Annotated in this window: 27 protein-coding genes and 1 tRNA gene; 14 read left to right on the top strand and 14 right to left on the bottom strand. The window is 35.6% G+C overall.

Annotation, left to right across the window (positions count from 1 at the left end; translation table 11 throughout):
• The first annotated feature begins 39 nt into the window (after positions 1–39).
• From JG734_RS02660 to JG734_RS02630, 7 genes are read left to right on the top strand one after another with little or no spacing between them, the layout of a single operon-like run.
• Complete coding sequence (locus JG734_RS02660) at positions 40–1,599, top strand: phosphoethanolamine transferase (protein ID WP_201333489.1); 1,560 nt, start codon at positions 40–42, stop codon at positions 1,597–1,599.
• The gene (locus JG734_RS02655; RefSeq protein WP_201333488.1) at positions 1,596–2,651 is read left to right on the top strand and encodes an NAD-dependent epimerase; all 1,056 of its coding nucleotides are present in this window, start codon (positions 1,596–1,598) and stop codon (positions 2,649–2,651) included. The genes JG734_RS02660 and JG734_RS02655 overlap by 4 nt, the downstream gene beginning before the upstream one ends.
• Positions 2,641–3,213, top strand: coding sequence for a phosphatase PAP2 family protein (locus JG734_RS02650; RefSeq protein ID WP_201333487.1), 573 nt, complete (start codon positions 2,641–2,643; stop codon positions 3,211–3,213). The genes JG734_RS02655 and JG734_RS02650 overlap by 11 nt, the downstream gene beginning before the upstream one ends.
• On the top strand, positions 3,197–4,714 hold the full coding sequence (locus tag JG734_RS02645; protein ID WP_201333486.1) for a glycosyltransferase family 39 protein: 1,518 nt from the start codon (positions 3,197–3,199) through the stop codon (positions 4,712–4,714). The genes JG734_RS02650 and JG734_RS02645 overlap by 17 nt, the downstream gene beginning before the upstream one ends.
• Positions 4,711–5,142, top strand: coding sequence for a hemerythrin domain-containing protein (locus tag JG734_RS02640; protein ID WP_201333485.1), 432 nt, complete (start codon positions 4,711–4,713; stop codon positions 5,140–5,142). Before JG734_RS02645 ends, JG734_RS02640 begins: the two co-directional genes overlap by 4 nt.
• Positions 5,139–5,393, top strand: a complete 255-nt coding sequence (locus JG734_RS02635) for a DUF2249 domain-containing protein (protein ID WP_201333484.1) — start codon at positions 5,139–5,141, stop codon at positions 5,391–5,393. Before JG734_RS02640 ends, JG734_RS02635 begins: the two co-directional genes overlap by 4 nt.
• Positions 5,386–6,579 carry a hypothetical protein gene (locus JG734_RS02630; protein WP_201333483.1) on the top strand — a complete coding sequence of 398 codons (1,194 nt, stop codon included), beginning with the start codon at positions 5,386–5,388 and terminating at the stop codon, positions 6,577–6,579. The genes JG734_RS02635 and JG734_RS02630 overlap by 8 nt, the downstream gene beginning before the upstream one ends.
• Here the strand turns inward: JG734_RS02630 and JG734_RS02625 are convergent.
• The 8 genes from JG734_RS02625 to gmhB are packed head-to-tail and all read right to left on the bottom strand — an operon-like array spanning position 6,576 to position 13,707.
• A complete protein-coding gene (locus tag JG734_RS02625) occupies positions 6,576–7,565 on the bottom strand; it encodes a glycosyltransferase (protein ID WP_201333482.1) in 990 nt (329 codons plus the stop codon). The two genes, JG734_RS02630 and JG734_RS02625, sit on opposite strands and share 4 nt — an antisense overlap.
• Positions 7,562–8,632, bottom strand: a complete 1,071-nt coding sequence (locus tag JG734_RS02620) for a glycosyltransferase family 4 protein (protein WP_201333481.1) — start codon at positions 8,630–8,632, stop codon at positions 7,562–7,564. The genes JG734_RS02625 and JG734_RS02620 overlap by 4 nt, the downstream gene beginning before the upstream one ends.
• Positions 8,629–9,483 (bottom strand): ELM1/GtrOC1 family putative glycosyltransferase, encoded by an 855-nt coding sequence (locus JG734_RS02615; protein WP_201333480.1) that lies wholly within the window; start codon positions 9,481–9,483, stop codon positions 8,629–8,631. Before JG734_RS02615 ends, JG734_RS02620 begins: the two co-directional genes overlap by 4 nt.
• Positions 9,480–10,286: a lysophospholipid acyltransferase family protein gene (locus JG734_RS02610; protein ID WP_201333479.1), complete on the bottom strand. Its 807-nt coding sequence runs from the start codon at positions 10,284–10,286 to the stop codon at positions 9,480–9,482. Before JG734_RS02610 ends, JG734_RS02615 begins: the two co-directional genes overlap by 4 nt.
• Positions 10,286–10,849 (bottom strand): D-sedoheptulose 7-phosphate isomerase, encoded by a 564-nt coding sequence (gene gmhA / locus JG734_RS02605; RefSeq protein WP_201333478.1) that lies wholly within the window; start codon positions 10,847–10,849, stop codon positions 10,286–10,288. Before gmhA ends, JG734_RS02610 begins: the two co-directional genes overlap by 1 nt.
• Entirely contained in the window at positions 10,833–12,245 is a 1,413-nt protein-coding gene (rfaE1, locus tag JG734_RS02600) for a D-glycero-beta-D-manno-heptose-7-phosphate kinase (RefSeq protein ID WP_236587013.1), read from the bottom strand. Before rfaE1 ends, gmhA begins: the two co-directional genes overlap by 17 nt.
• On the bottom strand, positions 12,239–13,231 hold the full coding sequence (gene rfaD, locus JG734_RS02595) for an ADP-glyceromanno-heptose 6-epimerase (RefSeq protein WP_370583630.1): 993 nt from the start codon (positions 13,229–13,231) through the stop codon (positions 12,239–12,241). The genes rfaE1 and rfaD overlap by 7 nt, the downstream gene beginning before the upstream one ends.
• Positions 13,231–13,707, bottom strand: coding sequence for a D-glycero-beta-D-manno-heptose 1,7-bisphosphate 7-phosphatase (gmhB, locus tag JG734_RS02590; RefSeq protein WP_236587012.1), 477 nt, complete (start codon positions 13,705–13,707; stop codon positions 13,231–13,233). The genes rfaD and gmhB overlap by 1 nt, the downstream gene beginning before the upstream one ends.
• Positions 13,708–13,779: 72 nt before the next feature.
• Here gmhB and JG734_RS02585 point away from each other — a divergent pair, with 72 nt between their 5' ends.
• Positions 13,780–14,082, top strand: a complete 303-nt coding sequence (locus JG734_RS02585) for a c-type cytochrome (RefSeq protein ID WP_201333475.1) — start codon at positions 13,780–13,782, stop codon at positions 14,080–14,082.
• 140 nt (positions 14,083–14,222) lie between these two features.
• On the opposite strand, the gene ccoS is transcribed toward JG734_RS02585, so the two are convergent.
• Genes ccoS through JG734_RS02570 form a run of 3 tightly spaced genes read right to left on the bottom strand, consistent with a single transcriptional unit; the run spans position 14,223 to position 17,304 of the window.
• A complete protein-coding gene (gene ccoS, locus JG734_RS02580) occupies positions 14,223–14,453 on the bottom strand; it encodes a cbb3-type cytochrome oxidase assembly protein CcoS (protein WP_201333474.1) in 231 nt (76 codons plus the stop codon).
• Entirely contained in the window at positions 14,438–16,834 is a 2,397-nt protein-coding gene (locus JG734_RS02575; RefSeq protein WP_201333473.1) for a heavy metal translocating P-type ATPase, read from the bottom strand. The genes ccoS and JG734_RS02575 overlap by 16 nt, the downstream gene beginning before the upstream one ends.
• A complete protein-coding gene (locus JG734_RS02570) occupies positions 16,822–17,304 on the bottom strand; it encodes an asparaginase domain-containing protein (RefSeq protein ID WP_201333472.1) in 483 nt (160 codons plus the stop codon). The genes JG734_RS02575 and JG734_RS02570 overlap by 13 nt, the downstream gene beginning before the upstream one ends.
• 22 nt (positions 17,305–17,326) lie before the next feature.
• Here JG734_RS02570 and JG734_RS02565 point away from each other — a divergent pair, with 22 nt between their 5' ends.
• The 3 genes from JG734_RS02565 (at position 17,327) to JG734_RS02555 (ending at position 19,218) form a co-directional block, all read left to right on the top strand.
• On the top strand, positions 17,327–17,722 hold the full coding sequence (locus JG734_RS02565; protein ID WP_201333471.1) for a hypothetical protein: 396 nt from the start codon (positions 17,327–17,329) through the stop codon (positions 17,720–17,722).
• 115 nt (positions 17,723–17,837) lie between these two features.
• A tRNA-Asn gene (locus JG734_RS02560) sits at positions 17,838–17,912 on the top strand.
• A 373-nt stretch (positions 17,913–18,285) separates the two neighbouring features.
• Positions 18,286–19,218: a site-specific integrase gene (locus JG734_RS02555; protein WP_201333470.1), complete on the top strand. Its 933-nt coding sequence runs from the start codon at positions 18,286–18,288 to the stop codon at positions 19,216–19,218.
• A 42-nt stretch (positions 19,219–19,260) separates the two neighbouring features.
• Here JG734_RS02555 and JG734_RS02550 read toward each other — a convergent pair whose 3' ends face one another.
• The 3 genes from JG734_RS02550 to JG734_RS02540 all read right to left on the bottom strand — a co-directional run bounded on the left by JG734_RS02550 (position 19,261) and on the right by JG734_RS02540 (position 21,974).
• Positions 19,261–20,577 (bottom strand): FtsK/SpoIIIE domain-containing protein, encoded by a 1,317-nt coding sequence (locus tag JG734_RS02550; protein WP_201333469.1) that lies wholly within the window; start codon positions 20,575–20,577, stop codon positions 19,261–19,263.
• A 12-nt stretch (positions 20,578–20,589) separates the two neighbouring features.
• Positions 20,590–20,835 carry a hypothetical protein gene (locus JG734_RS02545; protein ID WP_201333468.1) on the bottom strand — a complete coding sequence of 82 codons (246 nt, stop codon included), beginning with the start codon at positions 20,833–20,835 and terminating at the stop codon, positions 20,590–20,592.
• An 80-nt stretch (positions 20,836–20,915) separates the two neighbouring features.
• Complete coding sequence (locus JG734_RS02540; RefSeq protein ID WP_201333467.1) at positions 20,916–21,974, bottom strand: replication endonuclease; 1,059 nt, start codon at positions 21,972–21,974, stop codon at positions 20,916–20,918.
• 463 nt (positions 21,975–22,437) lie between these two features.
• On the opposite strand from JG734_RS02540, the gene JG734_RS02535 reads away from it, so the two are divergent.
• The 3 genes from JG734_RS02535 to JG734_RS02525 are packed head-to-tail and all read left to right on the top strand — an operon-like array spanning position 22,438 to position 25,298.
• A complete protein-coding gene (locus JG734_RS02535; protein WP_201333466.1) occupies positions 22,438–23,475 on the top strand; it encodes a site-specific DNA-methyltransferase in 1,038 nt (345 codons plus the stop codon).
• On the top strand, positions 23,453–24,355 hold the full coding sequence (locus tag JG734_RS02530) for a DNA methyltransferase (protein WP_201333465.1): 903 nt from the start codon (positions 23,453–23,455) through the stop codon (positions 24,353–24,355). Before JG734_RS02535 ends, JG734_RS02530 begins: the two co-directional genes overlap by 23 nt.
• A gap of 1 nt (position 24,356) precedes the next feature.
• Positions 24,357–25,298, top strand: coding sequence for a CBASS cGAMP-activated phospholipase (locus JG734_RS02525; RefSeq protein ID WP_201333464.1), 942 nt, complete (start codon positions 24,357–24,359; stop codon positions 25,296–25,298).

Genomic DNA, 25,298 nt, shown 5'->3' with positions numbered 1-25,298 from the left:
CCTTTTAAGAAAGATTATACTCTATCAAGGATTAGTTCAATGTTAAAAAAACTCGGCTTCCATCTCTTCAACTCTATGCTACTGAGTTTTATTTTTTTGCTTCCAGATTTTATTTTTATGGTTATCAATCACAACTACTTTTATTGGCATCTCTCTGTAATAAAAGAGCTTGCAGCTTTACTTCTCATCTCTTTCTTGATTCTTGGCATAGAAAAATTTTGGCTCCGCTACGCTTTTGCTATTTTTATAACAACTCTTAGTTTTGCCCAACTCTTTCATTTTAGTTACTTTCACTCATACATTATGCCTTATGAAGTTGGACTTATAGACCAAGTTGCAGAGATTCTTGATACTCTCAGTGATGTTATAGGTTATACTTATATTCCTTTAATAGTTTTTATAGTACAGCTAGTTATCCTCTACTTTTTCCTTAAAAAGACTCAAACTGTGCGTATTCCATATGGTTGGGCCATTTTATCTCTTTTGCTACTCATGGGACCAATATCTGCACATAAAAGAACCCGAGCATACGTCTACTTACCAAAATCCACATCCTTCTCATTCAAAAACACCTATGTAGCTCTTTCGTGGTATCTTGGCAAAGAGCTTTTTGCCCATCACAAGAAACACCACTTCAAACCTTATAAGATTGTCGAACACAATGTCACCATTCCAAAAAACATCATATTCATAATGGGCGAGAGTCTAACTGCAAAGAAGATGAGCCTTTTTGGCTATCCCAAAGAGACCACACCCCACTTAGAAGAGTGGGCAAAAAGTGGAAGGCTCCTCTATACATGGGGAGTAAGTGCAGGGGTGACTACAGATGTATCTGTCCCAACTTTTTTCACGCTCAAACGTGAGCCACAAAATACAGATCCTCTTATAACCAACAGCACAAACCTTATTCGTCTTGCACATCAAAAAGGGTATATTACACATTACATTACTACACAAACTCTCTTTATCATTGGAGGACTTTTAGGCGATTTTACTGATCACAAAAAAGTATACAAAGGTTATGATCAACTTTTAGTAGAGTATCTTGATCAAGTAGATTTTAATAAGAGCAACTTTATAGTGCTCCACCAAAGAAACTCCCATAGTCCCTATGAGAAATATACGCCGCCCCAATTTTATAAATATTCTTTCAGAGGAAAACCGTATCATGAATATATCCTCAACTCTTATCTCGACTCTATTCTCTATACAGACTATATTTATAATGAGATTTTCAAAAAAGCTGATAACCTCAAAGAGTGCACAGTGGTTTTTGCCACATCTGATCATGGAGAGATGACGGGAGAGAAGGATGAAGGAGGAAAATATGGGCACGTATATCTGGGTTTTGAAGATACAATCGTTCCTCTTCTTGTCTATTACAATAAAGCCTGCCCAGTCTCAGTGACAAAAGAGCTCAATCTCTCTCACATCATCAATCACTACACATTTGGTAAAATGGTAGCAAAAGTTATGGGATACAAGATAATCAACCCCAACGAAAACGGCGAGTATTATGTCAACGGTGTAGATATTGCAGGAAATAAAGGATTTTTGCGCTACAAAAGTAAATATGAGGCATGGAAAGGTAATAAATGAAAAAAGTATTAGTAACAGGGACTGCAGGATTTATCGGATTTCACTTAGCAAAAAGGCTTTTAGAGCGCGGTGATGAGGTTATTGGTATAGACAATATCAATGACTATTATGACACCCGTATTAAATATGGACGTCTCAAAGAGCTTGGCTTTGAGGAAGAGGATTTTGCTTTTACCAAGCGCTATACAAGCAAAAAATATCCCAATCATATCTTTTATCGAGTCGATTTGGAAGACAAATCTGCCATAGAAGCAATATTCAAAGAGCACAAACCTTCACATGTCTGCAACCTTGCTGCACAAGCCGGTGTACGCTACTCTCTTACCAATCCTGATGCCTATATACAGAGCAATATCGTCGGTTTTCTCAATATTCTTGAAGCTTGTCGCCACAATGATGTAGAACATCTCGCCTATGCTTCAAGCTCAAGCGTCTATGGTCTTAATGAACGCATGCCGTTTAGTGTTGAAGACAATGTCGATCATCCTATCAGTCTCTATGCTGCAAGTAAAAAGAGCAATGAACTCATGGCACATACCTATAGCCACCTCTACAATATCCCTACCACAGGCCTGCGCTTCTTTACAGTCTATGGACCGTGGGGAAGGCCCGATATGGCACTCTTTCTCTTTACCAAAGCGATTATAGAAGATAGGCCTATCGATGTATTTAACTATGGCAAGATGAAGAGAGACTTTACATATGTAAATGATATTGTAGAAGGAGTAGTAAGAGTTATTGATACTCCGCCTGCTGCAGATCACTGCTGGAGTGGTCGCAGACCAAATCCTGCAAGCTCAAAAGCTCCCTATCGTGTCTACAATATTGGCAATGGCTCACCGGTTGAACTCATGGATTTTATCAAAGCAATCGAAAAAACACTTGGAAAAGAGGCAAAGAAAAATATGCTTCCACTCCAACCAGGAGACGTACCGGCTACATGGGCAGATACTACAGCTCTTGAGCGAGATATTGGCTACAAACCATCTACTCCCATAGAGTATGGCATAGAACAATTTATCAAATGGTATAGAGAGTTTTATGGAGTATAGACTCTCTCTTATTGCTCTTGTTGTTGCGATACTGAGTATATTCTTTTTTGACTATACGATAGCAGACTTTTTTCATACATATCACCACAAAATTTTCAAAGCTATTACCGCCTTTGGCGACTCTGCCCCCTACCTCATCATCTCACTTTTGCTCTTTATTCTTTATAAAAAAAGCAAACCTCTCTTGGCAAAAGGAGCATTATTTATATTTTTAAGCGTTGCAATCTCTGGGATAATCACGGATATTATAAAGATAATTATAGGACGTCCTCGTCCCAAACTCTATCTTGCTCATAATCTTACTACACCAGAGTTTTTCAAATTCAAAGCCTCTTTTTGGTCTATGCCTTCTGGACATACCACAACAGCCTTTGCAGTCGCAACTGCATTTGCACTACTCTTTCCAAAGTATCGCTACTTTTTTTTCTTTATGGCATTTTTGGTAGGTCTTAGTCGTATTGCTTTGGACAAACATTATCTTAGTGATGTTATTGTTGGAGCTATTATTGGAGTATTAAGCACGATTGTTCTGTATAGGAGACTCTATGGCACAGCAGCATAGAGCTATTTTAATAGCTATTATCTTTTTGAGTTTTTATGCAACACTTGGCTATTATCCACTCTTCAATCTCGATGAGGGAGCTTTTAGTGAAGCAACGCGCGAGATGCTAAGTTCTCATAATTTCATCACCACATATCTCAACGGTGAACTTCGCTTTGATAAACCGATCCTCATCTACTGGCTCCAAGCCATGAGCGCTTCTCTTTTTGGTCTCAATGAATTTGCTATGCGCCTACCAAGTGCTGTAGCAGCGACTCTTTGGGCATGGCTTATGTATATCTTTACCAAGAAAAATTTTGATGAAAAAATAGCTTTTTTAGCAACACTCTTTATGGCTGGATCATTACAAATATCAATCATAGCAAAAGCTGCAATAGCAGATGCGTTGTTAAATATGTTTATAGCCCTTTCGATGCTCAGTTTTTACACCTACTACCAAAGGAAAAAGAAAAAATATCTCTATATTACCTTCGCAGCTATTGGACTAGGGACGCTCACAAAAGGTCCGGTAGCTATTCTCATACCATTAGTCGTAACTTTTCTCTTCCTCATCAAAAATTTGCGTTTTTGGTTCATATCAGTTTTTAATCCGGTAGGCATTGCTATTTTTTTACTTATTGCAATGCCTTGGTATGTAGTTGAGTACATTGATCAGGGAGAGAAGTTTATCCAAGGCTTTTTGCTCAAGCACAACATCAGCCGCTTCGCAAGCAAAGGAATGGAGGGGCACTCTGGTCCTATCTACTATTACATAATTGTTTTGCTCATTGGACTCATTCCATTTACATCAATCTTTCTCAAAACCCTCACTTTTATCAAAGAATGGTTTGATACACCTCTCAAGCGCTATCTAGCCTTGTGGTTTTGTTTTGTATTTATATTTTTTTCATTCTCTCACACAAAACTGCCACACTATGTAGTCTATGGTTATACTCCGCTCTTTATTCTCATGGCTCTCTATTTTCACACGATTCGCTCAAAAATTTTACTCCATCTGCCATATTTTCTTTTTCATCTTCTCTTTTTTATACTCCCTTTTTTCCAAGGCATGATACTAGCCTCAATAAAGCCGCAAAGCTATGAATACTTCATAGTCCAAGGACTCCATTTTGGCTGGATATATAAAGTCTACTTTGCACTAGCTCTTCTTCTGTTTTTTTGGCTTATTAAAATGACAAAAGAAAAAGGTATCATAATCGCTAGCATAATTACACTCATTTCTCTTAATCTATTTATCGCAAAAGTCTATGCAGATGCAGCAGAAGCACCAATCAAAGAGGCTGCACTCTATGCCAAAAAACACAAACTTAAAATTATCAAAATGTATGGCATCAATACTCCATCTTTTAGCTTCTATCTTCATCAAATCACACCAAAAACAAAACCGCAACCTGGCGATATAGTCTTTACAAAACGCAGTCAACTCAAAAATTTAGACAATTTTGCTATACTTTTTCAAAAAAATGGAGTAGCACTCATACAACTAAAGGATAAAAAATGATAAAAGATTTCATGACACAAGACCATAGAGATTGCGATACGCTTTATGCTCCTCTTGAAGAGGCCTTGAGCAAAGGTGATTTTGAAAAAGCTCTCGAGCTCTTTGTCCCTTTCAAAAAAGCGATGCTCAAACATTTTGCAATGGAAGAGAAAGTGCTTTTCCCAAAAATGGAAGAGTTTATGGGCGGAGGTGAAGGACCTATTCATGTCATGAAGATGGAGCATGCACAAATTCGCTCCATCATAGATCAACTTGGAGAAGCGATTGAGGCAAAGAATCGTGATAAAGCACTTGGATTTGGCGAGACATTCATGATAATGACACAGCAGCACAATATGAAAGAGGAGCAGATCCTTTACAATATGGCTGAACAGCTACCAATTGATAAAGAGAAGACTTTAGAGGAGATGCAAAAGGTGCAAGGATGAGAGAGATCGTCGTAGATACACGCGATTTCGAACCACCTGCCCCTATGCAGATGGTTTTGAGTGAACTACAAAGTATGCTTGAGGGAGAGAGTTTTATCCATCAAATCCATCGCATAGAACCGATCAATCTTTTTAATCGTCTCAAACCGATGGGCATAGCCTATCATGTAAAAAAAGAGGGTGATATCTATCACATCTACTACTTCTATCCACAAGATGAAAAGAGGGTTATGGAGATAGTAGGTGTTTAAAGGACTCTCTCTTGATCAGGCTCCTCCCTTTGAGGGACCTTTGGCGTTTTTTACAGTAGGAGTTTTGTTCGGGTTTATCGCAGTGGTTTCACTCTTTTTTCATACCTCCCCGATCGCAACACTCCATCTTTTTACTCTTGGATTTTTTGCAAGTATCATGATGGGTGCGTTGCAACAGATGCTTCCTGTCGTAGTTGGGGTCTATTTTAAAAAACCTCTACAGTTTGCACTCATTACTCTTCTTCCTTTTATGATGGGAGTACTGTTTTTTTCTCTCTCATTCAACGGATATAATCTTTTTTTATTCGCTCTTGTAGCGCTAGCTTTTTCACTCGGTCTTTTTAGTAGTACAACACTTTTGAAACTCCTTCAATCACCTCGCATTACTCCAACAGTTAGAGCAATGCAACTAAGTCTTCTGAGTTTTATCATAGTGATTGTCTTTGGTATCACAATGCTTGCAAAGCTTACTAGCAATAATGGATTTGATGCAGTTTTGCCACAAATACATGCTCTCTTTGCTCTGTTTGGATGGATCGGTCTTTTGATTATTGGAGTGAGTTTTCAGGTCATACCAATGTTTTATGTTACAGATGAACTCAATGAAAAAATACGCTATTTTTTGGTTTATGCAACTGCTTTTTTATTACTGTTAACTACTATCGTAGTACTCTTTTTACCAAAACTCTTCATACCTATGCTTTTCATTACTACTCTTCCTTATGCTTTCTATGCACTTCTGATGATCAAAAATATCAAAAACCGCAAACGCGCTATCCAAGAGCCAAGTATCGCGTATTGGTATATCGGGTTTGTATCACTTCTCCTTTTGCCATTGATCACTCTTTTTGATAGTGAAAAAGGGGTAATATTCTATCTTTTTGGATTTGCTAGCTCAATAATCTTTGCCATGCTTTATAAAATTATTCCGTTTCTGAGCTGGTTTCATATCAGTAGCCGCGGTTTTTTTGATATGCCAACAATGAAGGAGATGGTAGATGAAAGAGCTGCATTTGTGCAGCTCTTTTTGCATATAAACTTTTTACTCTTTCTCTTTATTGATCTGCATGGTGCAGCTATACTTTTTGCAACGCAACTTCTCATTATGAGTTTTAATCTCTATAAATCTATAAAAATCTACTTCTCATACCGCTCTAAACCTTCACCTTTTGCAAATGTGCACTAGCCTTTCTTGCTCAGTACTCTCTTATAGAGATTGAGATATTTTTGTGCACTCTTTTGCAGCAAAAAATCTTTTGCATACATCTCTTTAATTTTTGCAAACTCTTTTTTATACTCTTCATAATTGTTATATATATCTTGAATCTTTTGAGCAGCTTCTCCATGTGCAAAGAGTAGTTTTTTGCTCAATATCTCCACCGATCCACTCACTGGTGTTGATATAACTACATCACTATAAAATAGCCCCTCTTTCAATACTCTTGCAAATCCCTCTCGCTCAGAGTTAATGATTTGCAGATGTGCACGTTTTTGCAAACATGGTGTATCTTCTCTATATCCCAAAAGCTCTACTTTTCCTTGAAGATCATATTTTTGGATGAGATTTTCTAATTTTTCTCTCTCTTCTCCCTCTCCAACAATCCAAAGCTTGAATGGAAAATCAAGATCTCTTACACTCTCAATAAGATCGTCAAAGCACTTTACTGGTCGCAGTGCTCCAATAGCGAGTATAGTAAAAATATCTTCTTTGTTGCATGCAACTTCATGAGGTATTATGCCATCATAAATAACTGTAGTATTGGGATTATCTACAATCTTTGCGGCCTGCTTAGAGACAGTCACAGGATATGGAACTTTATGAAAGATCTTATCTTTTCTCGTATTCCTTTTTGTCGCTACAAATGCAAACTTCATAAATCTCCACAATCGATAGAGAATCTGCGTTGCTTTTGCAGAATGAGCATGGACAATATCTGGCTGCAATTTTTTGATAATTTTTGCAATCTCTAGATAGAGAAATGGATTGTATCTGGAGGGATTGGAATGCAGTTCAATTACTTCGACTTTTGGAAAAAACCTCTCTTTGTACTCGCACCCTCTCACCACTAAAGCTACTATCTCTTCTTGCTTTGCAAGCTCATTACATAGCTCCACAAAACTCCTCTCAGCCCCTACATACTTAGAACTTGCAATAAACTGCAAAATCTTCAACAAAGCTCCTTATAGACTTCCAATGTCTTCTCTACCATCTGATGCAGAGAAAAATTGCGAGCGATATAGTCGCGCATACCCTCTTTTGGCTCTACCTGCTCAATTTTTTGTGCCAAGTCTTGTGCATCACTTGGAAGAAAAAGCGCACCATAGCCATCTTTGCAAATATCGAGTGCACCTCCATGTGCAGGTGCTACCACAGGAGTATTCATAGCCATCGCTTCAGCAATGCTTCTACCAAAACTCTCAGGTTTTTTGGAACTACTCACTACTACATCACTGAGCGCATAAATTTCTGCTATTTTACTCTGCGACCCGCAAAACTCTATCATTTTTTCCAAGCCCTTTTGTGCAACCAACTGCTGCAAAGAAGCAAAGTAGTCTTGCTTATCTTTATGCACGCCTCCTACAATGAGAGCTTTTAAATCTTTTCTTTTTTTACGCAAAATTGTTACTGCTTCGATGAATGTCTCATAATCTTTAAGTTGTGTAATACGTCCAACAGTTGTTATGACAAATTTTCCAGCGAGATCAAATTTAGCGCTAAATTTTTCCATGAATTCTCTATCAAGACTTGCAGGATTAAAAAGTTCCAGATCGATACCCCTATGAATGACTCGAATCTTTTGCTCATCTACTTTGTAGTGCTCTACAACATACTCTTTGACTGGATTGCTAACGCAAATGACGCGGTCACCTCTTGTCATGATTTTGCTATAGAAATTGATGCTATTAAATCCATGCACAGTAGTGACAAATGGAGCATTTTTGGCAAAAAAACTAAGCCATGCTGGAACACGACTTCGTACATGAATGATATCTGGCTGGATTTTTGCAAAAATCTTTCTTAGTTTTGCAATGCGAGAAGGTACGGTGAAGATATTTTTGCTAGCTACATCAAACTGTATATGTCTTCCTCCATCAGCCTCAATCTGTTTGACCAGTTTTCCACCTGCGCTTATCACAATACTTTCGTGCCCTCGCCTGACAAGCTCACGACTCAATTCAACCACACCTCTTTCAACTCCACCTTGATTGAGCTCTGGTAGAAGCTGCACAATCCTCATAGATATTTCCTCAGATCAATCTTTTTACAAGCTTTTCCCAACTTTCCATCAAAGATGTGTACATATCCCTCTAGTGCTAGTATTTTTACCATTTTCGCATATTTATTTGCTTTTTTAGCTGGCAATGGCACCACCTCTATACAAGCTTTTCCACTGCTCACCGCTTCACTAATCATAGAAGTAGAATCGATTGTGATAAAAACATATTCACAACAAGCCAGAAAATCACCTATAGGATTGAGCAGATTTTGCGAATAGATAAGCTTATAATCAAAATCAATTTGCGACAGATACTCTTCAATCTCTTGCGGTGTTCGTGGCGATGTGGTCAATGCCTTTGTATGATGCGGGAATCTCTTTTGTATAAAGTTGACAATATTTTTGATTGTATCGGTATCCATCGAAAATATTCTATTTGGTCCACCTACCACCAAAGCTACACATGGTTTTTTACATGCAAAAACCTCCTGAGACTGACTAAAAGAAAAGTTTATAGGAACATCTCCTCCATCGTGCCAAGGAGCGTAGATTTTGGTAAAGTTTTTTCGATATCCTTTTGGCTGCATGAGTGCTATTGCATCTTTTTTACACTTTTTTGCTGCCACTTTCAAAGCATAATATACCCCGCTTCCGGCCCCTACCACCTCATCAAAATCACACTCTATCGCAAAACCATCAAAAAGCTTATCAGTATAGATTCTTAACCAATCCAACAGATATGAGAGTGCTTTAGCAAATCTACTTTTGAATCGTATCTGCTTAATTACATAAGTAGCATTTTTGAGCTTTGCATAGGCAATTGCTTGGTTTTCATGTCCTTTTTTACCATCACTGAGAATGAGAATTTTCACACTCTCCACCTATTGTGCATCCAAAACCACTGTTCTGGGTACATACGTACTACTTCTTCAAAAATATCATTAAGCTTTTGGGTAAACTCTTTCGTATCACACTCTTTACATGCAAAATCTTTTTGGATAATTTTAAATCCTTTGGAAGTGCGCACTAAAAATATCGGCACTATCTCTACATCGAACTTTTTTGCTAGCATTGCAACTGTTGGCACAGTTTTACAAACTCGATTGAAAAATGTTGTCTCTATCCCATCTCTACCAGCCTTTTGGTCGATCAAGAGGCCAATATTTTCTCTGTTTTTCAAAGCTACGATGAGTTTACGCATAGCTCCAATTTTGTAGACAAGTCTGTTGCCATATTTTGTGCGAAAATGGGTGGTGATGTTTTTTTCTATAAGTTTGTTGTTCCCTTCTCTGCCCACTACTACCATCGGATAGCCATTGCGTGCAAGATAGTGTGCCAAAGCCTCCCAATTCCCAAAGTGCGCAGTGATGAATATCTTTGGTTTGTCAATTTTTGGAGTAAACTCTCCTTCAATAGTTGAAAAATCAAATCTGCCAGTGTAGAGGAGCAAAATTTCCGCCAGCGTTTTTGCAATCTCATGATAACTTTTGCGTGCAAGATTTTTAGAATACCCAGCTTTTAAGAGATTATCTTGTGTGAGTTGTCTGCGATTTTTGTCGACAAGATAGAGAATATCAGCAAGCCCAATGAAAAGAGCATAGAGCGCTTTTTTGGGCAGAACTTTTGATAGGCCTATTAACGATTTTGCTAGCCAATACTCAAACTTCTCTCGCATCAAAAACTTTCATCAATCAAACTACACAGAATATGTCCTATGAGAATATGCATCTCCTGAATTCTAGCCGTATCATACACTGGTACTACCATCACTGCATCACACATATCCTTGAGCATGCCTCCATCTTTGCCCAAGAGTCCTATAATTTTACACCCCTTTATTTTCGCAGCTTCTACTGCTTTGATCACATTTTCGCTCTCGCCACTAGTTGAAATTGCTATAAGCACATCACCAGCATATGCCAAAGCTTCAACTTGACGGCTAAATACTTCACTAAAATCGTAATCGTTTGCAATGGCAGTAAGCGCTGAAGTATCGGTAGTGAGGGCAATTGCAGGCAATGCTCTTCGCTCATTTTTAAATCTTCCTACAAGCTCGGCTGCAATGTGCTGTGCATCAGCTGCACTCCCGCCATTGCCACAAAGCATGATCTTTTTTTGGTTTTTAAGTGCTTCAATGCAGATCACACTTGCAGTATATATATGAAATCGCAACTCCTCCCATACTCTCTCAAATGCCTTTTGGTGTTCAAGAAGCTCTTTTTCAATTTTTTGCAGCATCTTTGATCCTCTCTATGATTTTTGTGGTACTCTTGCCATCTACAAACTCCATCAATACAGTCTCTTTGGCAATATCACTCCCCACTACCTCTTTACCGTGATAGTCACCACCTTTGACTAAAATATCTGGCTCAATGAGCTTGATAAGATTGTAGGGTGTATCTTCATGAAAGATCACAACATAATCGACAGGTTGCAAAGTAGCAAGAATATAAGCACGATCAAACTCTGGATTGATAGGTCTATCAGCACCTTTAAGTCTTTTAACACTCTCATCTGCATTAACTCCTACAATGAGTATATCCCCGAGCTCTTTGGCTCTTTGCAAATATTTCACATGTCCTATATGGAGAATATCGAAGCACCCATTTGTAAAGACTATTCTTTTGCCCTGCTCTTTTGCTCTTTTGGCGATCGAAGCAATCTCATCGAAGCTTTTAATAAACTCTTCGCTGTCTGCACTTCTAAGACTCTTCTCATACCGTTCAATCTCTTCAAGTGTAGCAGTTGCGGCTCCCACTTTGCCCACAACTACTCCAGCTGCCAAATTGGCAAAATGTGCTGCCTCTTCTAGACCAAGTCCAGCAGCCACACCATAGCCTAAAGTCGCAAGCACCGTATCACCAGCCCCCGTCACATCATAAACCTCTTTGGCATATGTTGGGATCTTTTTAAATCCTCTATCAAAAATTGCCATACCCTCTTCAGAAAGAGTGATGATGAGACTTTGAAGATTAGCCATCTCTTTGATACGCTTGCCAGCTTCCATGAGAGTTTTTTCATCTTCAATGTCGATACCACTAGCAAGTGATGCCTCTTTTTTGTTAGGAGTGAGGAGTGTGACACCTTTGTATTTGGAGTAGTCTTTTCCTTTTGGATCAGCAAAGAGTGGCTTTCCTATCTTTACAAGCTCACCTATAAGCCAAGGGGTCAAAACTCCCTTGCCATAGTCACTGAGCAAAATTATGTCTGCATTGCTAGCTTTTACAAACTCTACAATTTTCTCCTGAGCATCCTTTGAAATTGGCTTTGTCTCTTCTTGGTCTATGCGCAGTATCTGCTGGTTACCGGCTAAGACTCTACTCTTTTTGGTAGTTGGGCGCTCCTCTTGTAGTAAAAGATGCTCTACTCCCTTGCTCTGTAATCTCTTAGCTATCCACTCTCCCGCTTCATCATCACCTACTACCCCTGCTACACTCACTTCTGCTCCAAGAGCCAAGAGGTTGTTGACCACATTTCCAGCACCGCCTAAAAGATCCTTCTCCTCCTTCACATCAACTACCTGCACAGGAGCTTCTGGACTGATTCTTTCACACCTTCCAAAGAGGTAGTGATCAACCATGAGATCGCCAATGACTAAAATTTTGGGATTTGCTTGGCGGAGTCTTTTTAGCAAGCGATCTCCTCTTCAAAGATCTTCTTGATATAAGGAATATCTGCTTCTATGCCTTTTTCGAGGCTAAATTGTGGTTCATAGCCTAGATACTCCCTTGTGGGTTCAATATCTGCAAGTGTAAAGAACTGATACTGTTTTTTAAATGGATTTGGGATATATTCATACTCTGCATCTATTTCTAGCTCTTGACTCAAAATATCGACAATATCTTTGAAACTGCGAGCAATTCCTGTGCCTACATTGTATACACCGCTTCTTTTTGGATTGCAAGCTTTTATATTCGCTTGGATTACATCATCTATGTAGATAAAATCGCGTTTGATCTTATCACTCCCTTCAAAAAGTCGCGGCTTTTGTCCGCTGAGAAGCTGCAAACCAAACTGCAACACCATCGATGCAGTCTTTTCCTTGTAATACTCTCTTGGGCCATAAACATTGAAGTAACGAAGACCAACTATGGGAATATCTACTCTCTTCATATAATCATATGCCAAATGATCCATCGCTAATTTGCTAAATCCATAGATATTTGCTGGAGCCTCTGTACCTACACGGTGGGGGGCTGGAAGTTTTCCATAGACTGCACCACTACTTGCATAGATCATTGCTGCCTTGTGGGCGAGGGCAAGATCGAGAAGATCCTTGAAAGCATTGAGATTTGTTTGAAGCATGAGCTTTTGATTTTGTACCGTAGTATCACTGATAGCTGCTTCATGGAAAATATAATCAAATTTAAAATCTCTCAGTCTTTGTAAATCTTGTGGATTTGTAATATCGCCGCTAATGATCTCACCACGAAATCCCACAAGATTCTTAAAGTGTCCAAAACTAGTAAGATTCCCATTACTAAAACGACTCTCATCCCTAAATTTATCAAATACAACTACTTTGGCTTTAGGAAAATGCTCTTGAAAATAGAAAGCCAGATTACTTCCAATAAACCCTGCACCACCTGTTATGAGAATTGTCTTATTATTAAAATCTATCACACGATCTCCTGCACTACATCTATAAGTCTTTTATTTTGCAATAATATCGTATTTGGTATACCAGCATTTTTTGCTGCTTCTATATCACTCATTTTATCACCAATGAGCCAAGAAGAAGATAAATCGATCTCATGCTCTTTGGCTGCTTGCATTATCATACCTGGAGCTGGTTTGCGACAGCTACATTTCTCATCTGGATGGTGGGGGCAAAAATAGACTCCATCTATTGTAATCCCTTCATCGCGTAAATTTTGAAGCATAAATTTTGTAAGTTTTTGAAAATCTTTGAGCGTATAATAGCCTCTTCCAATTCCTGATTGGTTTGTTATGATGATGAGCTTGAAACCTCTTTGCTGGAGTCTTCGCAAACTCTCCAAAACTCCATCGATAAACTCAAAATTTTCAATATTACCTACATAACCCTTATCTACATTGATGACACCGTCTCGATCGAGAAAAACTGCTTTATGCAATAGCATCCTTTTATTTTTAATAAAGAAAAATTAACTTATAATTTTGTGAATTTTATCAAAAAGGAGTCAATAATGAAAAAATTGGCAGTACTTACTCTTGCAGCAGCAGTTGCAACTACTCTTATGGCGGCTGACGGTGCAGCCCTTTATAAAAAATGTGCTGGATGTCATGGTGCAAATGGTGAGAAAAAAGCTCTTGGCAAATCTGAAGTTATCAAAGGCTGGCCAAAAGAAAAGACTGTTGAAGCTCTCAAAGGCTACAAAGCTGGTACGAGAAACGTACACGGTATGGGTGCTTTGATGAAAGGTCAAGTGGCAAATCTTAGCGATGCTGACATCGAAGCTTTGGCTGATTATATTGCTAAACTCAAGTAATATTTCGGGCTTTGGCCCGAAACAACAATGAGCGAACTTCTTAAAAACCCAATTTTACCTCAAGTAGCGGTATGGGTAGCTCTTCCGATCCTTATAGGAGTACTTTGGTATCTTCTCGATAAACAGAACAAAAAAGACCTCTAATGAGGCATTATTCGTCTATCTTTTCTGCGTCTTTCTAACTCTTTTTTCTTCTCTTCCATCATGACAGCATCTTTGAGCTCCTCTTCACCATCAAAGCGAGCACCATCCAAAAATTTGGTCGTATCATCAAACTGACCGGTTTTTAGACCCCATATAAGAGCAAAGAGCCCAAAAGCCCCAAGCAAGGTAGAAATAAAAATCATCATCGCTATTACCCACGCGTCCATCGGATCCCCTTTATTCTAAAACTGTTTCCAACAACCGTTAATGAGCTGAGTGACATAGCAAGAGCTGCAAAGAGTGGATTGACATATCCCATTACCGCTAACGGTACTGCTATGACATTATAAAGAAGTGAGAGAGCAAGATTCTCTTTGACTGCACGGAACACTCTGCGTCCTATCACGATCGCTTCGTAAATCTTCATAGGTTTTTCATCAAGGAGCACCACATCGCTCACACTCAGAGCAATATCAGCACCACTTCCCATAGCGATGGCGATATCACTACAAGCTAGAGCAATCGCATCATTGATACCATCTCCTGCCATTATAACAACTTTACCTGCATGGTGGAGCTTATCGATAAAAGCACTTTTTTCTTGTGGCAAGAGTTTGGCACGATATTTATCTATCCCTGCCATCTTTGCCACTTTTGCTGCACTTCTTTCATTGTCGCCTGTAAGCATCCATACTTCTAATCCCAGCTCTTTTATCTTGCCGATAGCATATGCTGCATTTTCTCTTAGCTCATCGGCTAATTCATAGAGCACTACAAGCTCCTTGTCAATCGCAACTGCAAAGAGAGAGTTTTCTCCCTCATAACTCATAGTTATACCATTTTCGTGCAAAAATTGTGCGTTGCCCCCTAGCACCTCTTTTCCATCAATGATAGCTTTGATACCTCGTGCTTTAATCTCCTCTATCTTCTGTGATTGCAAGATTTTGTGTTTGCTCTTTTTAGCGAGATATTCTAATACTCCTCGGCTAATAGGATGGTTGGAGTGTTCGCAAAGAGTGTAGACGATATTTTCATCAAACTCTTTAAACTTCTCCTCTGCTACTACCTCAGGCTTTCCTTTTGTGATAGTTCCTGTCTTATCTAGCACAACTGTATCGCTTTTGGCAATAGTTTCTAAAAATCTTGCCTCTTTAAACAAAATGCCTCTTTTCAAAGCCTCTCCAAGCCCTACTAGTGTTGCCATAGGAGTTGCTAGTCCAAGGGCACAAGGACACGCTATAACGATGACACTCACTGCCACAATAAGAGCATGCTCAAATCCTGTATGAAAATACCAGCCAAAAAATGTAAACATGGCAATAGAGAGGATAGTGAGGCTAAAGTAGCCGCTTATCTGATTGGCAAGCTGCTCGACGCGTGGCTTTTTCGTCACCGCATCTTCTAAAAGTGTAGCAATATTTGATATGAGTGAAGTACTAAACTCCTTCGTTGCTTCATAGCGCACAACACCATCAAGACAGATAGAGCCACTTAATACCTCATCCCCCTCCTTTTTGAAAACAGGCACACTCTCTCCAGTTAAACTACTCTCATCAAAGCTTGCTTCCCCATTCACAATCACACCATCGATGACCACTTTCTCACCAGGTTTGAGCTCGATGATATCTCCGACAATCACATTCTCTACGCTTACCAATGCTTTGGAGCCATCTTTGATGACAGTCACTTCAGTAGGCAAAGATCCAAGAAGTGCATCAACAGTATCGACAGCCTGCTTCTTACTCAAAACTTCAAGATATTTACCTACAAGTACAAAAGTGATAATCATCGTCACCGAATCAAAATAGACCTCACCCGTATGGGTTACCATGGCATAAATTGAATAGAGGTAAGTAAGCAACGCACCAGTAGCAACGAGGAAATCCATATTGATGAAACGATTTTTTATACCGTAATACGCCCCTTTGAAAAAAACCCATCCACTATAAAAAAGTGTAGGAGTTGCTAGTGCAAATTCTGCTATATTGAGAATGTTTTTGATATCACTGCGCATACCGGTAAAAAACCCCACATACTGCGCAATTGCAATCCACATAATATTCATGGTAGCAAAGACTGCGAGCAATATCCTTGCATAGTAGTCCCTACGCTGCTTAAGAGCCCGTTCTTCTTGCAAAGATGGATCGTATGGATAGGCGTTGTAGCCGATAGAACGAATAGTCTCTATGATTTTAGAAAGTTTAATGACTTCAGGATCCCAGATGATTTTGGCTTTATTGTTTGTATAGTTGATACTCGCTTCTATAATACCTGGAAGCTTATGGAGCACCTTCTCATTGAGCCAGACACATGCGGCACAGTGGATCCCCTCTATGATTAAATTGATTTCATAAAGACCATCATCGCGCTTTTTGACATAGCGATTGACAAACCCTTCAAGATCAAATTTTTCAAGATCCTCTTTTGGCTGCTGTGCAGGCTGGAGTTTTGTATCACCAAGTTTATCGTAGAAGCTTTCAAGCCCTTCAGAGCGCAAGAGATGATAGACCCCTTGGCACCCTTTGCAGCAAAAATATTTATCACCATCTTTGATCATTACATCTTCATCAAACTCCAAATGGCAATGATCACATCTTACTTTAGACAAAAGACTCCCCTTTGTCGGTCTTTATATATCGTATCAAACTCTGCCACATTCCCATGCATCGCTATAAATACTCCACTCTCCCAAGCTAATTTTGCTTTTGCAATTGCTAGCATCAAATTTGCACTCGCTTCACTCTGATCAATTGCATAAGGCACCATTGCACCTGTTAAAACAATGCATTTATCAATGTCTTGTTTAGCTATAAATGCAGCGCTTTTATCCATTGTATCAGTCCCATGCACAACTATTACGCTTTTTTGAGGAAGCTCTTTAACAGTCTGTGCCAATTCTTCTCTATCATTTTGGGTAAATTCTAAACTATCTTTGTAAATAAGACCTTTGATAGGGATCTTGAGAGCACACTTTTGGAGAATCTCTTCAATTGCTTGGTTTGATGGAGGAACTATAAGCTCACCTTTGATTTTGTCATAAATTTTATTAAATGTTCCACCAGTATTGAGTATAATCACGCCAAACCTCTCAAGGATAAATATGCAAGAGATTATTATATATGTTTTTGTATTAGCATTGTTTGAAATCTATGAATCTTCATGGCAAAAGTCTTCAACTCTTGGGGGTGTGATCCAAAACATCTATGCTAAATACAAACAAGGCATATTTTATTTCTTTTTTTCTCATCCAAGTTTCATCTACACCCTCTATCTTGGCATGAAATATGGCCTTCACAACTTCTGGTTTTTAACTATTCTCTTTTTTAAATTTATAGATATCTCATTCAAACTCATCATTGTGCAAAAACTGCAAGAAAATCGCTTGCAAGAGGTTCTCCCGATGCCTCTTGATATAAAGATTGAGACATGGATGAGCTATCTCAATGTCATCATTTATCCAATGCTGCTCTTTTTATCATTTATGCAAAATGGTTGAGAAAATCTGCTTTGTAAAAATCTTTTTTGCACACACGCAAAACTCTTGACATCTCAAAATTTTTTGCTTATAATTCTACTCACAAATCAAACGCGAAGCTTCTAAACTTCGATATTCCGGATTAGCTCAGTGGTAGAGCAACCGGCTGTTAACCGGTTGGTCGCAGGTTCGAATCCTGCATCCGGAGCCACAATTTTAGATAATAACACTCCTAACGGTACTCTTACTTCAATGCAATACAATCTTCTGCAGAACTATGATACAAAATCACAAAACTATGATACATTTTTTCAAAAATCTACCAAAAGACTATACAAAGTCGGTAAAATTTATTATTATAGAAGAAGGATAAAATATAAACTGTTTCGAATATCATTAAGAACAAAAGAATTTAGGATTGCTTTAGCAAGAAAAAAAATTTTAGACCTTTTAAACGAGGAAGAAATGTTTAAGCTTGAGTATGACGATATAAAATTATATTTCGAGTACGAAACTGAAGAAGAACTGAGAATTGCATTAGAAAATTTTACGAAATAGAAAAACTACGAAAAATCAAACAGCATTTGACCAAATATCAAAGAGCAAAACAAACAATAAAAGCTATGAACCAGGTATCAATATTAAATTTCCAAAAATTGGAAATTGATTTTATTAAACATAAAAAGAGATTTAAAAAAGTGAGTGAAAAAAGTATTGAGGCATATATAACAACATTCAAATATTTAATAGAATTTTTCAAAGATACGGATATTGAAAATTTAGATTTAGAAAATTTTGAAGCTTTTCAAAATTTTCTTATTGAAAAAAAATTAAGCAATAGAACAATAAATAAACATATTGCTTATTTGAAAAACTTTCTTGATTTTGCAAAATCAAGAAGGTTCATAAGTGAAAATCGAGCAAAAAATTTAGAAATGCTTGATGAAAGTGAACAAAAAAAGAAAAGAAAAGAATTAATACAAAATTATAGTGACAAAGAAATTCAAGCTTTACTTACATATAAATTTGATAAAACTGAATATCAAAAAATATTTTATATTTTAGCCTATACTGGAATGCGTATTTCGGAAGTTTATAACTTGACACAAAAAGATATTGAATATGATAAGGAAAAAAATATCTACTATTTTCATATTAAAAACTCAAAAACACTTTCAGGAATGCGTAAAATACCTCTTCATAAAAAACTTTTAGAATTAAATATTCATAGATCCTATCCAAAATTCAATATATCTGAAAATGCATTTAAAAAAAGAATAATAAATAGACTATATAAAGCAATACCTCAAGCAATAGCAGAATCTAAAAATGTGCATACGATACGAGGTACATTCGCACAAAAAGCTACATCATTACACCCCGATAAATTACACATAATTCAAGAAATCCTTGGTCATGCAAAAAATCATAACGAACATGTAACTATAGATATTTATGCTAAGGGTTATGGACTTGATACTAAAAAAGAAATTATAGACAGTATAGATTATTTCTGACACTTTATATAAAATATGTCAAGGGTGCGCGCCCATCATCTGCTACGTAGATTCTAGCGCGCACAACTTTGGATAATTTTTTTCGTATAAATTTATTAAAGTATTTAAAGTTACATCATCAATATATGGTGTTTGAACCATTATTTTTTCTGATGTATCTCCATCTTTATAAATACATCGCCCCTTTTGAAAATCTTGTATTTCCATTGTAAATTTCTCTCTAAGATTCTCTTTTAAATCTATAAGATTGATATTATGATCACTTGATGTTTTAAAGAGAACTCGAGATTGTAAATTGTTTACTATGATAGAAGGTAAAATAGTATTATCAATTTTTTGTGCAAATGCAAAGATTAAAATCCCGGCAGCCCGTCCCTGCATGGCAATTAATGCCAGTTTGCGAAATATTGATTCACGTAACTTTTTATCTGGATAAGAGCTTATAGCTCCAATCTCGTCAAAAAAGATAAATGTATATTTTTGAGCCTTACGTATGTTTTTTTCTCTTAAACTTTTTAATATTATATTCATCTGATCTACAATATCATTTAAGAGTTCATCTAATTTTTTTATATCGTAAACAAATTTCATTTTATTAATATTTTCGTAACGTTTTAATTCTATTCCCCCTTTTAAGTCGATAAGATAGATCCTGTCAACACTTTTAAAGCATTTTCTGTTTAAGATAGAAAATAGCAATACATGCATAAAATTACTCTTCCCTGCTCCGGTTTCCCCAACTATTAAATGGTGATCCAATTTAGCAAAATCTCGGTATATTAAACCATCTTTTCCTAGACCTAAAAAAATTCCATATGGATTTTGTATAAAATTTATTACATCAAAATATCTATAGAAGTGAGGAAGCCTATAAAAAACCAATCTTACCATTTTTCTAAATATTGGCTCTACACTAATAGTAAATTGATGATAACCAAGATAATGAATTATTTTTTCAGCATTTTTCTCATATTGCTCTTTATTAATAGCTATAAAATTGTAGTAGTAGAGAGCAAATCTTTGCATACCTATTTTTTTATAGACTACCTCTAGTAAATTTGAACTAGTTTTCACGCTTTTTTTAAATAGAAAAAGATCCAAAAAAACAGTTCTTCTATCTCTCAATCCTAAAAATGTATTATGCAAAAATCTTCCATATAAATTTTGAGCATATGGCATTGATATATACTTCCAGTTTCGCACAAATCTTATAAAAATTGCTATATCTAACAAGAATATCATCATATACATATTTACATTTTTGTAAAATTCGCTTCCATCTATAAAAACGAAAATTCCTATAACAATGGAGCTTGCTAAAAGCAAGCTCCAAAAAAGTTGTTTAAGTGTATAAAACATGATTTCCTCCTTTTATTTAACTGCCTCTATCTGACCATTTTGGGTGTAAAAAACCTTATTGTTGTATGTACTAATCTTTATGGGTATACGTACGCTCTGTTCCTCTTTTATCAAACCTTGTGGATCTTCAACAATTTTTACATCCGTAATACTTGCACCATTTTCATTTTTTTGAAGAAACTGCGCATATACCACCTCTTTTTCATCACTCACTCTTTTTCTCACAGAAAAGATTTTTCCTTGCACATAAAATTTCATCTTGTTCCTCCTTTAGTATATTAATTTGTATTTTTTCAAAGAGACCACAAGGTCCCCACCAATAAAAAAACGAAAATCAATTAATCTGTATCTCGTTTTTTTCTCTCTTCATCTTTTAACTTTATTTGTTCAATGTACAGCCGATATTTTGCATCTTTTGCAAAATATTCTCTTATTTTAGGAGGAGAATCTCTTACCTTTACTACTTTTCTTATATATAAATTCGTATAAAACTCATAAAAAATACTTATGTTTCTATCAATGCAAATTTTTCGGATAGTCTCAATCACTTCCTCATCTAAAAATTGGTAAATCCTTCTATATGCACCGATACTAAGTGGTAAATTAGTTGATGTTATTAAACGTATCCTAAATTTTCTTTCCCAGCCATCAAGTACCCGAAAAAAAAGATTATTTTCATAACTAATATTTCCTTGTTGATTTTTTTGCAAATATTTCATAATATATTTTGTGGCTTTCTTTATATCCTTCACAAATTCATGAGAATCAAGTTTAGTCTGATGTAAATTAAATTCTTGAATTATTTTTCTAAATACTTTTTCAATATTTTCTATATTTATAGGTGTGACAAAAAGAAGTAAATGCATATGAGGAATCAATGTTTTATGTGGTTCAATAGCTTTTATATACAGTATATTGCTATCATAATTTTTAATTCTTTTATAAAAATTTCTAAATATTTCTTTTTGCAAAAAGGCATACCCCTCTCTTATTGCATCCTCAATAGATTGAAATGCAAAGTTCTCATTCGGTTTTGCTAATTTTCGTATACCTTTATACTTTCTACTTATAACTGGATGAAAACGAGATGGCAGAGTAAATGTTATAAAAATTGGCACAAGTCCATAATCTTGTGCTAATTGTTCCAATGCAAATATTTTTTGCTGTATGCTTTGATAATACTTTTTTTGTTCTTTTTCAAAATCATATATAAAATCAAAGACTTCTCCTGTATCCATATTCTGAATACTTTTTCCCTTACGAAATTTGTGCTGATTATCTTCTTTTTCATAGCTCTCGTCATAACACTCTTCATACATTTTTAATATCTCCTTTGCTGATTGCGTTTTCGCAAATTTCTTTGTCATAGGTACCAAATCAAAATCCAGGAACCCCATATTTCCTCCTAATTTTTTTAAAAAGAAGGGTTCCTAAAAGGAAAGAAAAAATATTTGTGATTTTTCGTCCAAAATTATTGATTTATAATAGATTGCTATTTAGGAAGTTGCAGTAGTTCAATGTTCACCGTGTAAAATAGTTTGTCAGAGATGTAATAACAAGAAATTTTAAAAAAATCGGTAATTTATATATTATAATATTAAATAATTTTATAAATCTGTTCGATTTTATAAAATGTAATAACAAGAAATTCCAAAAATTCTAAAAAATCTTCGGTTTTTCAAAAGTATTGACTAGAAAAATAACAAAATTAAGGTCATAATATTAATTACAAAATCAAGAAAAAAAGGCTAATATTGTTTTATTATGTTAAAAAATATTCAAAAGCTAAACAATACCCATAAACATTCGACAATCGTTTTGGAAAAAATAGAGGTGATATTCATATAAAGAGGATTTACAATGCAAAAACTCCATCTATCTACGAAAGATTTAGTACAGGAAAATATACAAAAATTAGCGCAGATTTTTCCAAATGTTATTAAAGAAGGCAAAGTAAATTTTGAGCTATTAAATCAGGAGATAAGTGATTATCTCATTGATGGATGCAAAGAGCGATATGGGCTCAACTGGGTTGGTAAAAAAGAATCGATTGTAAAAGCCAACACGTCTATAAATAAAACTTTGCGCCCAGTTATAGAAAAATCGGTTGATTTTGAGAAAACAAAAAATATTTATATTGAAGGGGATAATTTTGAAGCATTAAAAATTATACAAGAAAGCTATTTAAATAAAATCAAAATGATCTATATCGATCCTCCCTATAACACCGGAAAAGATTTTATCTACAAAGATAATTTTAAACAAAGCAAAGATGAATATGAAGAAGAAATAGAAGCGGTAGATGAAGAAGGAATAAAACTTTTTAAAAATACAGACAGCAATGGACGATTTCATAGCGATTGGCTGAGTATGATGTATGAAAGATTACTTATAGCAAGAGATCTATTAAGAGAGGATGGAGTTATTTTTATCTCAATAGATGATAATGAGGTACATAATCTTAGGCACTTGTGTGATGAGGTGTTTGGGGAGGGGAATTTTATAGGAGAAATTATTCCTATTGTTAATCCTGGAGGTAGAGATTATAAACAAATTGCCATTATGCATGAATATGTTTTAGTTTATAGAAAAAGTGAAAAAGCCTCTTTAAATGAAATCTCGAAAAATATTGATTTTAAATATGAAGATTTGAAAGGAAAATATAATTTAAGAGAATTAAGAAATAGGAATCCTAAATTTACTAAATTAAATCGTCCTAATTTATTTTATCCTATTTATATCAATCCAAATATAATAGACAATTATGGATGTAGTCCAATATCACTTAATAAATCTGATGATTATTATATAGAAATTTATCCTTTAAATTCTAAAAAAGAATCAAGTAAGTGTATGGAGATGGGGAAAAGAAAAAGTGGAAAAAAATATAAATCATAATAATCCTTTTTCAAGTGAAATTGTTGCTAAACAAAAAAAAGATGGAGGATGGAATATTTATGAAAAATACAGGAAAACTACCTCAAAAGTTAAATCGATTTGGGATAATACAGAAATAAGAACAGAAGAAGGAACACGATTAATTCGAGAATTATTTGAAAAAAGTGTAATGGATCATCCTAAATCATTGTACTTTATAAAAAAAATTCTCGAATTATCAGCTTCTCAAAACGACATTGTCCTCGACTTCTTTAGTGGCTCAGCTACAACAGCCCACGCGGTGATGGAACTAAATGCAGAAGATGGCGGAAATAGACAATTTATTATGATACAAATCCCTGAACTTATCGATGAAAAAAGCGAAGCTTATAAAGCTGGTTTCAGAACTATTGCTGAAATTGGAAGAGAAAGAATAATAAGAGCAACCAACAAAATAAAAAACCAATATACCAATAACCAATACACTAATATACCAGATTTTGGCTTTCGCTACTTCAAAGTAGATACTTCAAACTTCAAGGAAAACAAAGATATAAGCGAAATTTCTCAAGAAAATATTTTTGAAGATATTGAGAATATTAAACTAGATAGAACTGAGCTTGATCTACTTTTTGAAGTTATTTTAAATCTTAGACTTGAACTTACTTTAGAGATTGAGCAAAAAGAGATTTTAGGCAAAAAAGTTTATTTTATAGAATCCAACTCCCTCATTGCCTGCTTTGATGAAAATATTGATGAAAACTTAGCAAAAGAGTTGGTAAGTTATCAGCCACTAAAAGTAGTACTAAAAGACAGCAGTTTCAAAAGCGACAGCGATAAAATCAACTTTGAGCAAATTTTCAAAGAACAAAGCCCAGAAACTGATATTTGGGTAGTGTGAGATGGAAAAATTTAGAATTTTAAGTTTAGATGGTGGTGGAATAAGAGGTTATTTAAGTGCAAAAATTTTAGCAAATATAGAAAAACTATTAAATGAGATAAATAATGAAAATATAAATATAGGACAAAGATTTGATTTGATTGTAGGAACATCTACTGGAGGTATTATTGCTTGTGCTTTGGCAATAGGTAAGTCTGCGGAATATGTTGTAAATTTGTATGAAAATTTAATTCCTAAAGTATTTAAACCTGTAAGTAAAGGTATTTTGTCTCCAAAATATTCTAGTGATATTTTAAAAAAAGAATTGGAAAAAGTATTAGAAGATAAAACCTTAAGGGATGTAATAACTGATTTGTGTATAACTAGTGTAGATATTGAAAATGCTTCACCACGATTTCATAAAAGTGGATATTTTGATAGAAATAATCCAAGGCTTGATGATAAGTTAGTTGATATTGCTTTAGCAACTTCTGCAGCACCAACATATTTTCCTCTAGTTAATACTAAGCATTCAACGAATTTGACTGATGGAGGAATAGTTGCAAATAATCCATCTTTAGTTGGATTAGTGGATGCTATGCAAATAATTAATAGTAAAAATTTAGAAAATGTTGTTTTAATTTCAATTGGTACTGGAGAACAGCCTTGTATGCCTTATGATATAGAAAAATTAAAAAATGCTGGAAAACTTGATTGGATGTTAGAAAGAAAAAATATTATTGTTCCTCATAGTTCTCCATTAATTGAATTGTTAATGGAAACTCAGTCAAAGTTAGCACATTTTCAAATCCAATTTTTATTGGGAGATAATTATATAAGAATTAATCCTTTAATGAAATTATCAATTGAATTAGATGATGTATCAAAATTGAAAAGTTTGAAAAATATTGCAGATATAAATAAACAGCAATTAGAAAAAATAAAAACATTATTAGGAGGTTAA

This window comes from Nitratiruptor sp. YY09-18 (assembly GCF_016593235.1).
In the GTDB taxonomy this organism is placed as follows: domain Bacteria; phylum Campylobacterota; class Campylobacteria; order Campylobacterales; family Nitratiruptoraceae; genus Nitratiruptor.
This window is presented reverse-complemented; position numbering and strand designations above follow the sequence as displayed.